Here is an 11,732-nt window from a genome sequence, read left to right on the forward strand (position 1 = left end):
TTCCAAGAAGAATAAAATCGAGATACGAGAGAATTAAGAGCATGCTTATTGCGCAACTAACCGATTTGCATATCGGTGTCGGACGGCGCCTGGCCTATCGCAAGGTGGATACAGCAACGGCCCTTGAACGGGCGGTAGCACGGGTGAATGCCATGGTGCCGCGCCCGGATATGGTTGTGTTTACCGGTGATATTGGTGATCTGGGAACGCCCGATGAATACGCACTGGTGAAAGACATCCTGCGCGACCTTGACGTGCCGTTTTACATGATCCCGGGTAACCATGATCAACGTGCGCCATTGCGCGCGGCCTTTGCGGATGCCATGCCCATCGAGGATGGGGGGGCGTTCATCAATTATGTGGTCGATGCCGGTCCGGTCCGGTTGATCGCGCTTGATAGCCTTGATGAAGGTCGGCCGGAGGGCAAATTGTGTTCAGCCCGACTGGATTGGTTGGAGCGCACGCTGCATGACGGTGATGACCGGCCTTGTGTCTTGTTTGTCCATCACCCGCCGGTCGCGGTCGGGATCAAGCATATGGATGATCAGCGCCTTCTGAGCGGGGCAGAGACATTTGCCCAGATCGTGCTGGCGCATAAAGACCGCATTCAGGCGATCATGTGTGGTCATCTGCACCGTCCGATCCATACACGGTGGGCAGGCGTGCCGTTGATTGTTGCGCCGTCCATTGCCCATCAGGTCGCGCTGGATTTGCGCGATGACGGACCGTCGGCCTTTACCATGGAACCGCCCGCGATGCATTTGCATCGCTGGGATGAAAAGCAGCAATGCCTTCTGACCCATCTGGCCTATGTCGACCAATATGACGGACCACATCCGTTCTTTGACGAGAACGGCAGACTGATTGTCTGAAAAAAGGGTGGTGGGCCTACTTGCCCACCCCGACCTTGATCGCGAGTTTGCGAAGCGGGCCGATGCGGTTGATGGCGGTGAGGCCGGCGTAGCGCAGGTCACGCAGTGTCTTGGGTTCGAACATTGATGCGCGGTTAAGCAGATCAATGCCGCCGACCCGCATGACGGTTTTGGGCAACTGGCGACGTTCGTAGGATTTTAGAAGCGGGGTCGCGCCGATATCCTCGCCATGCAGTTTGGCCTTGGCCATCAGTTCGGCCAGGGTTTCGATGTCATGCAGGCTCATATTTAACCCTTGCGCGCCGATTGGCGGCACGACATGGGCGGATTCCGCGATCAATGCAAGGCGGGCGGCAATCAGGCGCGATGGTACTTGCGAGATCATTGGCCAGACGGCGCGCGGGCTTGCGACGGTCAGTGGGCCAAACAGGTTCATGGTGTCGTGGGTGATTTCGGCCGACAGGGCCTCGTCACTTATGGCGTTCAGTTCATCGGCACGGCTTGCCGGAACCATCCAGACGACGGACGAGCAGGGCTTGCCATCAAGGTCGGGCATGGGGACGAGGGTCAGCGGGCCGCCAGTGCGGTGGATTTCGGTCGAGATGTTGTCATGCGGTTTGTTGTGCGTAACGACAAACACCAAAGCACTTTGATCATAGGCCCAGCGTTTGTGTTTGATCCCGGCCATGTCGCGCAAAGACGAGTTGCGGCCATCGGCGGCAATGACGACTTTGGCCCGAACGGTCTGGCCATCCGAAAGCGTTACTTCACCAAAGCGCGAGGTGCCTTTAAACGCCGTCACGGTGGTCGAGAAGCGGAAATCGACATTATCAAGTTCGGCCAAGCGTGCCATCAGGGCCACCCGGGCCGCCTTGTTTGAGACATTCCAGCCAAAGAAACCGTTTTTGGTTTCAGCACCATCAAAATCGGCGGTTTCGCGCGGGGTGCGCTCCGCACCACCGGCATCAACAATCCGCATGACGCGCAGTTCAGCCCCGGTCGGTTTGATGGCATCCCAGACGCCAGCCTTTTTAAGGGTTTCGATGCCCGGCTCAAGAAATGCGGTGGTGCGTAAATCCGTGCCTTCGCCGATATCAGAGGGGGCCGGGTCGACAATCACGATCTGATGACCGTCGGCGGCAAAACGTGCGGCGGCACTCATTCCGGCGATCCCGCCGCCTGCAATCAGAATATCGGTTTCGATCATGACTGTTTATCCCATTCTCTGGCCGGATATTGCGGCACGCATCTGTGCGGCCGTGACCGGCAAATCGTTGCGGGCAATGTGCCCTGTTGGGTCACTATACGCAACGATTTTGCCATCCGTTTTGATCCAGATTACGGCAAGGCGATTTTGGCGGGGGACGATAAGGCGGGCGCGGGGATTGCCCCATAAGGAAAATTGGGCCATTTTGGCAGTGCCTTCCGCGAGGAGCGCCTTCCGCCACCACCCCAAAAACAAGGAATTAGATCATGCTCGCCTGGGTATATCTGTTTATTGCGATCAGTCTTGAAGTGATCGGGACGATATCGCTTAAATTCTCGGATGGATTTACCGATTGGCGTTTTACGGTGCTTAGTCTTGGTGTCTATGGCCTGAGCTTCTGGTTTTTGTCGATGACGCTGCGCATCATTCCGGTCGGAACAGCCTATGCGGTGTGGGCGGGGCTTGGTACGGCATCGGTCGCCCTGATTGGCTGGTTGTTCCTTAAGGAACCGATGACCGCAGTTAAGGCGGTGTTGTTGCTGATGATCATTGGCGGGGTGGTCGGGCTCAAGACCATCAGTACAGAAAGTTAATATCGTTAACGTTTGGCTGTTGTTGCAGTGGCGCACGCCTTGATGTCCTGTTCGATATCACGGTGTTTGGGGGCCCAGCCCAGTTCAAGCATCGCCTTGGCGCTGCTGAGATGTTGATGATGGCCAAGCCCCTCTGCCCAATTCCCAAGACGGCTCATCGCGGTTTGTGTGCTGATGGTTTCGAACCGGTAGTTTTCAATGGCGAAATGTCTGGCGATCAGTTTGGCAACGGCGTCGTTCGAAATACCGTTAATCGCAACCCCGATATAGCTGGAACCGGGTTTGGCATTGGTCAGTGCACGGTAATAAAGATCGGCCAGATCATCGGTGTGGACCATCGGTTGATCAACATGGTCGCCGCCAACAATGGTAATCACCTTGTTGCTTTGGGCGGATGTGATGGCGCGTTCAAACAGACCGGTACGCCCATGGCGGCCGGTGGCATAGACACATCCCGGATGAATGATAATGCCGTGCAGTTTTTCATCACCAAGAATGCGGTTTAGCCCATCAATCATCCAGTCAAATTCCGGTAAAGTGGCAAAGGGCAGTGTTTCGTCGCCGATCTGTCCCGGTTGGGTTTGCGGGTAGCTCCAGACGCCGCCGGTATAGAGGAAGCGCACCGGGCCTGGCATGCGATGAAGGGCCGGGATCAAGTGATCGAGCAGATTGGAATCAATGCGCGGCATCTGATCGGAAAAATCACAGGCCGTGTGAATGACGGCATCAACATCGGGCAGGTCGTTGACCCAGGCGGTCGGCTTGGTGATATCGCCCCGGATTGGTGTTGCGCCGAGATCGGCCAGCATTTTGTGGCTGGCGCGTGATCGGGCAAGTGCCAGGACATCATGTTGATGATCGATCAGATTTTCAACGATGGCGGAGCCGATCAGGCCGGTCCCACCTGTGACAAAGACGCGCATTCTACTTCCCCAAATGGATGTGATGCGATCCTTGTCCGACCTGAACCGTGGTTTAGGTCAAGGATGTTCTACGGATATTGCGCAGAAAAAGTTTGCCAAAAGGAGAACTCTTCATTATAGTTTTCCAAATGGAAAACTATCAAATATCACTTGATGCGGCTTTTCACGCCCTTGCCGATCCGACGCGCAGGGCTGTGTTAAGCCGACTGACAAAAGGACCGGCATCGGTCAAAGAGCTGGCGGAACCTTTTGACATGGGGTTGCCGTCTTTCATGAAACATCTGCGTGTTCTTGAAAGTGATGGCTTGATCCATTCGCAAAAGGTCGGGCGTGTGCGCACGTGCCGGATCAATGCTGAAAAACTGGCAGCCGCCGAGGCTTGGCTTTCCGAGCAGAGGAAACATTGGCAGGCGCAGACCGACCGTCTTGCCGGTTATGTGGAGCTCGAAATGATTGGGAGATCTGAAGATGGCAATTAATCAGTCGGAACTAACGGTCGAGCGTTTCATCAAGGCATCGCCATCGACAGTTTGGAAGGCATGGAGCACGCCGGAACATCTTGAGCGATGGTGGATACCGGCTCCGATAGAATGCAAGGTGATCAAGCTCGACCTGCGCGCCGGAGGCGGGTTTGAGACACAAATGCGCCAAGATGGCGAAGAGTTTCAGCCCCATGTCGAAGGCTGTTTCCTTGAGGTTGTTCCCGATAAGCGGCTTGTCTGGACAACGGTTCTACAAGAGGGATGGCAACCGGCTGAGCCTTGGTTGGCCCTGACGGCGATCATAACTTTCATACCTCAAGGCGACGGCACACTCTATCGGGTGCATGTATTGCATCGAAATACCGAAGATTCCCTGAAACATCAGGAGATGGGCTTTTTCGACGGGTGGGGAACCGTGATTGAACAATTGGCAAAAACTGTCGAGTGACAGGAAACGGGGCTCTCGGACTGGTTTCGATGGTCATGTGATCTGCTGATCGGTGAAGTGGGGAGCGGAATTGAAGAAAGACTAAAGCCACATCGGAATGATCGAGGCGATCAGAAGCACACCCAGCGTCACATTGACCGTGCGCCACTGCCAATCCGATGTCAGTAACAGCGACAGGCTTAATCCCAATGCGCACCAAAGCGCCATCGACAAAAAACCGGAAAAGGCAAAGGCACTGCCCAGAATAATCGCCAGTTCGGTCGGGTCCTGTGCAATGGCAGAAAAGGACGCCGCCGCCCCGATGGTGACAGCCCAGCCTTTCGGGTTCAGCCACAGCAGGCCAAAGGCGCCGAGGAACGGGATGGGTTTGCTGTCTGTCGGGGTGTCCTGATCAAGGTTGCGCGCAATTGCCGAGGTGGGTGGCGGCGGAGCCATGGCAATTTTGAAAGCCAGCCACACCAGATAGCTGGTGCCGATCAGTTTGGTGATGAGCTCAATCGCCGGAAAGGCGCGCAGCAAATTCGCCAGCCCAAGCGCGCCTGCGACTGCCAGTGTCAGCATACCGATTGAAATGCCCATGATGAACGGCACCGAACGGCGAAAGCCGAACTGCGCACCCGATGCGGTGGCAAGCGTCGTTGCCCCGCCGGGCGACAGGGCCGCAGCCAGGGTAAAGGATAAAACGGGCAGCAGTGTTTCGATCATTCTATCGTCCTGTGGTGGCGCGTTGCCCGGGCGGCAGGGGACATCAGAAAACAATTCTTTGCATCAGGAAAGCGAATGTTCATTATGGATAGCATTACGTTTGCTAATGCTGTTGATCATGTTGTGGCCGGATCGGTGGGGATATCATGCGAAACCTTGATGTGGCGGTGTTGCGCGCCTTTGTAACCGTGGCCGAAACCGGCAGCATGACCGGTGCGGCAGAGGTGCTTAACCTGACGCAAGGGGCGGTCAGCCAGCAGATCAAGCGGCTTGAAACCGCATTCGGATGCGGGTTGTTTGAACGCGCGCGCAAGGGATTACGCCTGACCCAGAATGGGGAGCAATTGCTGCGCAAGGCGCAAAGGATGTTGTTGCTCAATGACGAGATCTGGCAGGACATGACCGGGGCGGGCCATGTCGGCAAGCTTACCGTTGGCATTCCTTATGATCTTGTCGGCACGTTTATGCGCACACCACTTCGCAAATTTTGCGATCACTATCCGGGGATCGAGCTTTCGCTGCGGTGTCATAGCTCCCAGGAATTGCGGAGCATGGTCAATAGTGGCGAGATTGATATTGCCCTGGTTGAGGAGCCGGTCGGGCAGATGACGGGGGATTTCCTGAAAATTGCGCCGCTGGTCTGGGTCGGGGCAAAATCAGGCAAGGCCCAGACAAAGCGCCCGCTGCCGGTGTCGCTCGTCAGTCGTGAATGTGCGTTTCGACCGGCGGTGATTGATGCGCTTGATCGGGCGGGAATTGCCTGGCGCAGCGTGTTTGAAAGCGGCAATATCGAAGCAACGGCGGCAACGGTGCGATCGGATTTGTCGATCACGGCGTTTCTGGTCGGCACGATCCCCGATGATCTTGAAGCACTGGGCCGGGATGATGCATTGCCGGAGTTACCGAAATTCGCGATCAGCCTTATGGAAAAGACCGGCGCACATAACGAAGTGCGCGATGTGTTTGCCGAGATGGTGCGCACCCATTTCCACCAGTTGTAACGCGCAAAAGAAAACACCGACCAGCGATGCTGATCGGTGTTGCATTGAGGCGGCTGATTGAAAGATCAGGCGACTTCGAAAATGCCATCAATTTCAACCGCAACACCGAGCGGCAGGGCGGCAACGCCAACAGCCGAGCGCGCATGTTTGCCAGCATCGCCAAAGATTTCGACCATGGTGTCAGACGCGCCATTGACGACTTTTGGCTGATCGGTGAAATCCGGTGCGGAATTAACAAATGCATTCAGTTTGACAACGCGGGTGACCTTATCAAGATCGCCGATGGCGGCTTTCAGCTGCGCAACAAGGTTAAGCGCGCAAAGGCGGGCGGCCTTTTGGCCGGTTTCGACGTCATAGTCGGCACCGAGTTTGCCGATAAATTTCAACTCGCCATTTTCCATGGTGATCTGACCGGAAATATGAACCAGTTTGCCCGAGATGACATAGGGCACATAGTTCGCAACCGGTGCGGTCGCTGTCGGCAGGGTGATGCCGAGATCGGCAAGGTGAGCGTCGATTTTACCAGCCATGATGATCCATCCTTTTGCTTGGCAGATGTTCAAATTTGACCCCAACTTATCGGGGTTGGGGGGCAAACAAAACAGTTTCTTTGTATCGATGCAATCGGGCGCAGGGGCGGTGCGGCAAGTGTTTGTGCGATCGTTTCAAACAGTTGAATAAAATCGAATTGCCATAAGGGGAAAGGCCCGTAACAATGGGCTATTGGCAGCACGGCGAAAACCTGCTGCCTTGTTTTTGGGAATTTGATGCGGTGCAAACCGCGTAGGGGTTGGGTGAGATGACGTTGCGGGATCGGTTCGGGAGTGTTCATGGTGGCTGGATTGCCCTTTTGGGGGTTGTGATCCTGTCGCCCGATGCGCTTTTGCTGCGTCTGATTGGGGCCGATGATTTTACAACTGCGTTCTGGCGGCTGGGCTTTTTGACTGTGGCGCTTTTGCTGGTGGCCCTTTGGAACGGGGCCAAGCGGGGCGAAGGCATCGTGCAATCGATCCGACCCAACGGGTTTGAAATGCTGACCGGTCTGTTTTACGGCGGGACCTGTACGCTTTTCATGTTTTCGGTACGCAATACCGATGCCGCCAATACCCTGATCATTATTGCCGCCACGCCGCTTCTGGCCGGGTTGATTGGCGTGTTTATCTTTAAACGTTCGCAGCCGATCCGGACATGGGTTGCCTCGGTCGTGGTGTTTGTTGCCTTGCTTGGTATGTTCAGTGCCGGGTTTGGCGGGAAAAACGCGCTGGGTGATATGCTGGCCCTTGGGGCGGCGATCTGTATGGCGGGTTATTTCAATGTGCTGGGTGCCAAGCCCGAAGTGGACGCGCTTAAGGGCATGTTGTTTGGTGCGTTTCTCGTCACCCTGATCCTGCTGCCCGGTGCCGAACCGTTATCGCCAGTTGGTCTGGATTGGGTGTGGCTTCTGATGCTGGGCTTTTGGGTGTTGCCGGTGTCCTTCCTGTTGATTGCCTATGCATCGCGCAAAATTCCCGCCGCCGAGGTCAGCCTGATCATGCTTAATGAAGCGATCCTTGGATCGTTTCTGGTCTGGGTGTTTGTCAATGAAGTGCCCGACGAAATGACACTGATCAGCGGGACGGTGGTGATCACCACGCTTGTCATTCACAGCCTTTTGGGGCTGCGTGCCAGCAAGAGGGCACGGGCGGCGGCCTGACGGACGGATCCGCAAGCAATCCGGGTGACTTCAGCTTGTTGTCAGCTTCGCACGGTATGCGAGGGGTATGGTTCATTGCCCCAAGGATGCCCGGATGCGTCGACTTCGTTCCTTTTTGCACCTTTCACCGATTGATTATCGATTTGGCCTTTTAACACTCGCGGTCTATTTCACGCTGGTTCTGAACTGGAAGGTGCTTAGCCACTTTTACGGAATTCTGCAGGGCCTCGGTGATTATGACGCGGGCTTTGCGATCAGTGCGCCGTTTGTTCTGATCTGTGCGTCACTCGTGGTTTTCACGCCGTTTTCCTGGCGCTATCTGTTCAAGCCGTTCTTTGTTTTTCTGATCATCACGGGTGCGCTGGCGCACTATGCGATGCTGAAATACGGCATCGTGTTTGATCGCGGCATGATCGAAAACGTGGTCGAGACCAATCAGGGTGAGGCGCTTTCATATTTCAATTTGCAGGCAGGATTGTGGTTTGCCGTGACCGGGCTTCTGCCGGCCGCGATGCTGATCCTTGTGCCGCTTAAATTCCCGAAAACCGTTTTGCGCGGGATCGGGCAGCGGGTGGTTTTGATGGTGGTGCCGCTTTTGGTGTTGGGCGGGATCGGATCGCTTTATTTCAAGGATTACGCATCGGTCGGGCGCAATCACAAGGTTCTGGGCAAGGAGCTTGTGCCATCGAACTACATCGCCGGCACGATCCAGTTGGTAAAGCGACGCTATCTTTATGCCGACATGCCGTTTCAAACCATCGGGCAGGATGCGCGCAAGGTCGCGCAGGACGGTGATGACAAGCCGACTTTGATGTTTTTGGTGATCGGCGAAACCGCACGCGCCCAAAGCGTTGCGGCCAATGGTTACGGCCGCCCGACATCGCCCTTTACCAGCCAGATTGACGGCATGCTGGCGTTTCAGGATGTCTCATCGTGTGGCACGGCAACCGCAGTTTCGGTGCCCTGCATGTTTTCTCCGATGGATCATGCCGGTTATGACGGCGACGTCGCACGCCATAGTGAAGGCCTGATGGATGTGCTTGCACATGCCGGTGTCGACGTTCTGTGGAAGGAAAATGACGAGGGCTGCAAAGGGGTGTGTGACCGGGTGCACCATATCGACATATCGCCCGATGATTTCCCCGAAGATTGCGTGCTGGGAACCTGCTTTGATGCGGTGATGCTGCGTGGCCTTGACGACGAAGTCGCATCCGATGAACCGCACGATCAACTGATTGCCTTTCACCTGATGGGCAGCCACGGGCCGACCTATTACAAGCGTTATCCCGATGAGCATCGGGCCTTTGTCCCCGATTGCCCGCGCAGTGACATTGAAAATTGCAGCGCGGAGGAACTGATCAATACCTATGACAACACGATCCGTTATACCGACTATGTCGTCGCCCAACTGACCGAACGGCTGAAAGCCTATCAGGACGATTACAACGTGGTGTTGCTTTATGTTTCGGACCACGGAGAGTCCCTGGGCGAGGGCGGGCTGTATCTGCATGGCGCGCCCTACATGCTCGCCCCCTCTGAACAAACCAAGGTGCCGATGATGATCTGGATGTCGGATGGCTATGCCGATGCCAACCGGATCGAGACCGATTGCCTGGCAGCGCAGGCGCAAACGGGCCGCTTTTCGCATGACAATCTGTTTTCGACCGTGCTGGGTGCGATGCATGTTGCGACCGGACTATATCGCCCGGAAACAGACATCTTTGCCGCCTGTCGGGCGCCGGTAATACACGCCGCGCGCCGGTGAGGGCTTGTGCAGGAATTGACACGCGCGATCCGGTAATTTAAATGAGTGAACTCAGTGAGTGTGCTCATTTAAATCGGAGGCGTTGATGAATATTCGAGCTGCGCGACGTGAAGAAACGCGCCAGAAGATCCTTGATGCCGCGCGTGACTGTTTCTGTGCCGGGGAATTTGACACTGTCAGCACGCGAGAGATTGCAAAACGTGCCGGCGTTGCCGAAGGAACGATATTCAATCACTTCCCGACCAAGGAAGATCTTCTGATCTGCTGCGTTGGGCAGCAGATGGCAGAGGCGATTGAAAAGGGTCTTTATACGATGGACCCGGAATGGTGCTTTGTGGACAAGATGATGCATGTTGCGTCCTATCGCTTCACGCAGGTGGGGCTTAATCCCGGCTTGTGGCAGGTGATCATGCAGCAGATTGTCTTTTCACCAAGAAAGGGGGCGGTGCATGCCGTTATGGAAAGCAGCGGATTGATTGCAGCCATTCAGGCCCTGATCGAGGAAGCGCAGCTTTCAGGCGAGCTCAACCGTGATTTGCCGCCGGTTTTGATCCAGAAAACCCTGATGTCGCTGTTTTTGTTCACCATCCACGAACATTTCAGCACGCAGAATTTTGACTGCGAAGATATGTGTGGGACTTTGCGTGAACTGCTTGAAGTGCAGGTCAAAGGACTTTGGGCGTCCGAACCGCACTTGGCGGCATAATCGCCTAAGCCTATTCGCCGATCAGATGCAGGGTGACCTTGCGGTGATGGGGCGCACGGCGATGTTCGAACAAATAGATCCCCTGCCACGTTCCAAGCACGGCCCGGCCATTGGATACAGGGATGGTCAGCGACACATCGGTCAGGGCCGATTTGATGTGGGCGGGCATGTCATCAGGACCTTCGCAGGTATGGCGATAGAGGCTGGGATTTTCCTGCACCAACTGGCCAAAGAAGGTTTCAAGATCAAAGCGCACATCCGGATCGGCATTTTCCTGAATGGTCAGGCTGGCCGAGGTGTGACGGACAAAGATGGTCAGCTGCCCGCGCGCCAGACCGGTCCCGGCCACCCATGACTGGATCGGTTCGGTGACTTCGTACAATCCCTGACCGCTGGTGGTGATTTCAAGAGTGATCTGATCTTGCGAGAGCATGACATCCGTCCGGCTTGGCAGCCGGACGGGATCACGTGATCAGTCCGTCAAGCCGCAGTTTTGAGCTCACCCTGATCGTAGAAGCGAAAGGCGGTCATGGCAAGGTTGCCGAACTCGTAACTGTCATGGAGAAGATCGGGTTCGAAATCATCCGATGCAGCACTCAGCGCAACATAGAAGGGCATCAGGTGATCGTCGTCCGGATGGGCCATGGCGGCGTGGGGGGCAAGGCTTCTGTAATCAAGCAGGGCGTTGATATCGCGTGCCTTGATCTTTTCTACCATCCAATTGGTGAATTCCTTTGCCCACGGGTCAATCGCGCCTTCGTTGCGATCAAGCGCACGCAGATTATGCGTCATCGCACCGCTTGCGACCACCAGAACACCCAGATCGCGCAAGCCGCGCAGCTTTTTGCCAAGTTCGAAATGTTCGCGCGGGCCACCGTGACCGAGCATGGAAAGCTGAAAGACCGGAATATCGGCATTCGGGCGGGCAAGGATCATTGGCATCCATGCCCCGTGATCAAGGCCGCGTTTGGCATCTGTCTCACTGCCGATTTGTGCAGCGATTTGTTCTGCCAGTTCCGGGGCACCCGCCACATCATAGTGCAACTGATAAAGCGGCTGCGGGAAACCATAGAAGTCATGAATGGTTTCCTGGCGTTGCGCGGTTGAGATCGTCGGGCGTTCGGTCTGCCAGTGGGCCGAGATCACGACGATGGCGCGCACGCCATCGGTCAGTTTCGAAAGCTCATCGACAAAGAAATGGAAAGCCGGGGTGCTTTGACGCGCCACCAGCATTGGCGAGCCATGGGAAATAAACATTGGCGCCAGGCTTTGTGCCGTGCTGTCGGTGTTTGCTGATGGATCAGTCATTGGAATACCTCATCGGGCTATTCAACCAT

Annotated in this window: 14 protein-coding genes; 8 read left to right on the plus strand and 6 right to left on the minus strand. The window is 55.7% G+C overall.

Annotation, left to right across the window (positions count from 1 at the left end; all coding sequences use genetic code 11):
- Positions 1 to 41 precede the first annotated feature (41 nt).
- Complete coding sequence (locus TH4_RS08685; protein WP_064780700.1) at positions 42 to 872, plus strand: phosphodiesterase; 831 nt, start codon at positions 42 to 44, stop codon at positions 870 to 872.
- 16 nt (positions 873 to 888) lie between these two features.
- On the opposite strand, the gene TH4_RS08690 is transcribed toward TH4_RS08685, so the two are convergent.
- Positions 889 to 2,079 carry an FAD-dependent oxidoreductase gene (locus TH4_RS08690; RefSeq protein WP_064780701.1) on the minus strand — a complete coding sequence of 397 codons (1,191 nt, stop codon included), beginning with the start codon at positions 2,077 to 2,079 and terminating at the stop codon, positions 889 to 891.
- A gap of 266 nt (positions 2,080 to 2,345) precedes the next feature.
- On the opposite strand from TH4_RS08690, the gene TH4_RS08700 reads away from it, so the two are divergent.
- Positions 2,346 to 2,672 carry a DMT family transporter gene (locus TH4_RS08700; protein WP_062957772.1) on the plus strand — a complete coding sequence of 109 codons (327 nt, stop codon included), beginning with the start codon at positions 2,346 to 2,348 and terminating at the stop codon, positions 2,670 to 2,672.
- 5 nt (positions 2,673 to 2,677) lie between these two features.
- Here the strand turns inward: TH4_RS08700 and TH4_RS08705 are convergent, their stop codons facing one another.
- Complete coding sequence (locus tag TH4_RS08705; RefSeq protein WP_064780703.1) at positions 2,678 to 3,595, minus strand: NAD-dependent epimerase/dehydratase family protein; 918 nt, start codon at positions 3,593 to 3,595, stop codon at positions 2,678 to 2,680.
- 128 nt (positions 3,596 to 3,723) lie between these two features.
- Between TH4_RS08705 and TH4_RS08710 the strand changes: the two genes are divergently transcribed.
- The gene (locus TH4_RS08710; RefSeq protein ID WP_064780704.1) at positions 3,724 to 4,074 is read left to right on the plus strand and encodes an ArsR/SmtB family transcription factor; all 351 of its coding nucleotides are present in this window, start codon (positions 3,724 to 3,726) and stop codon (positions 4,072 to 4,074) included.
- Positions 4,064 to 4,525 carry an SRPBCC domain-containing protein gene (locus TH4_RS08715; RefSeq protein WP_064780705.1) on the plus strand — a complete coding sequence of 154 codons (462 nt, stop codon included), beginning with the start codon at positions 4,064 to 4,066 and terminating at the stop codon, positions 4,523 to 4,525. The genes TH4_RS08710 and TH4_RS08715 overlap by 11 nt, the downstream gene beginning before the upstream one ends.
- 81 nt (positions 4,526 to 4,606) lie before the next feature.
- On the opposite strand, the gene TH4_RS08720 is transcribed toward TH4_RS08715, so the two are convergent.
- Positions 4,607 to 5,230 (minus strand): LysE family translocator, encoded by a 624-nt coding sequence (locus TH4_RS08720; protein WP_064780706.1) that lies wholly within the window; start codon positions 5,228 to 5,230, stop codon positions 4,607 to 4,609.
- A gap of 146 nt (positions 5,231 to 5,376) precedes the next feature.
- On the opposite strand from TH4_RS08720, the gene TH4_RS08725 reads away from it, so the two are divergent.
- A complete protein-coding gene (locus TH4_RS08725; RefSeq protein WP_157097729.1) occupies positions 5,377 to 6,231 on the plus strand; it encodes a LysR family transcriptional regulator in 855 nt (284 codons plus the stop codon).
- Positions 6,232 to 6,296: 65 nt separating this feature from the next.
- Here the strand turns inward: TH4_RS08725 and TH4_RS08730 are convergent, their stop codons facing one another.
- Positions 6,297 to 6,761 (minus strand): RidA family protein, encoded by a 465-nt coding sequence (locus tag TH4_RS08730; RefSeq protein WP_064780708.1) that lies wholly within the window; start codon positions 6,759 to 6,761, stop codon positions 6,297 to 6,299.
- Between the two features lie 269 nt (positions 6,762 to 7,030).
- On the opposite strand from TH4_RS08730, the gene TH4_RS08735 reads away from it, so the two are divergent.
- The 3 genes from TH4_RS08735 (at position 7,031) to TH4_RS08745 (ending at position 10,395) form a co-directional block, all read left to right on the plus strand.
- A complete protein-coding gene (locus tag TH4_RS08735; protein WP_064780709.1) occupies positions 7,031 to 7,924 on the plus strand; it encodes a DMT family transporter in 894 nt (297 codons plus the stop codon).
- A gap of 94 nt (positions 7,925 to 8,018) precedes the next feature.
- The gene (locus TH4_RS08740; RefSeq protein WP_064780710.1) at positions 8,019 to 9,689 is read left to right on the plus strand and encodes a phosphoethanolamine transferase; all 1,671 of its coding nucleotides are present in this window, start codon (positions 8,019 to 8,021) and stop codon (positions 9,687 to 9,689) included.
- A gap of 85 nt (positions 9,690 to 9,774) precedes the next feature.
- On the plus strand, positions 9,775 to 10,395 hold the full coding sequence (locus TH4_RS08745) for a TetR/AcrR family transcriptional regulator (protein WP_064780711.1): 621 nt from the start codon (positions 9,775 to 9,777) through the stop codon (positions 10,393 to 10,395).
- A gap of 10 nt (positions 10,396 to 10,405) precedes the next feature.
- Here TH4_RS08745 and TH4_RS08750 read toward each other — a convergent pair whose 3' ends face one another.
- Positions 10,406 to 10,828, minus strand: coding sequence for a secondary thiamine-phosphate synthase enzyme YjbQ (locus TH4_RS08750; RefSeq protein ID WP_063087246.1), 423 nt, complete (start codon positions 10,826 to 10,828; stop codon positions 10,406 to 10,408).
- A gap of 47 nt (positions 10,829 to 10,875) precedes the next feature.
- Positions 10,876 to 11,703: a DODA-type extradiol aromatic ring-opening family dioxygenase gene (locus TH4_RS08755; protein ID WP_064780712.1), complete on the minus strand. Its 828-nt coding sequence runs from the start codon at positions 11,701 to 11,703 to the stop codon at positions 10,876 to 10,878.
- Positions 11,704 to 11,732 lie beyond the last annotated feature (29 nt).

The sequence above is a fragment of the Thalassospira tepidiphila MCCC 1A03514 genome, assembly GCF_001662875.1.
Taxonomy (GTDB): domain Bacteria; phylum Pseudomonadota; class Alphaproteobacteria; order Rhodospirillales; family Thalassospiraceae; genus Thalassospira; species Thalassospira tepidiphila.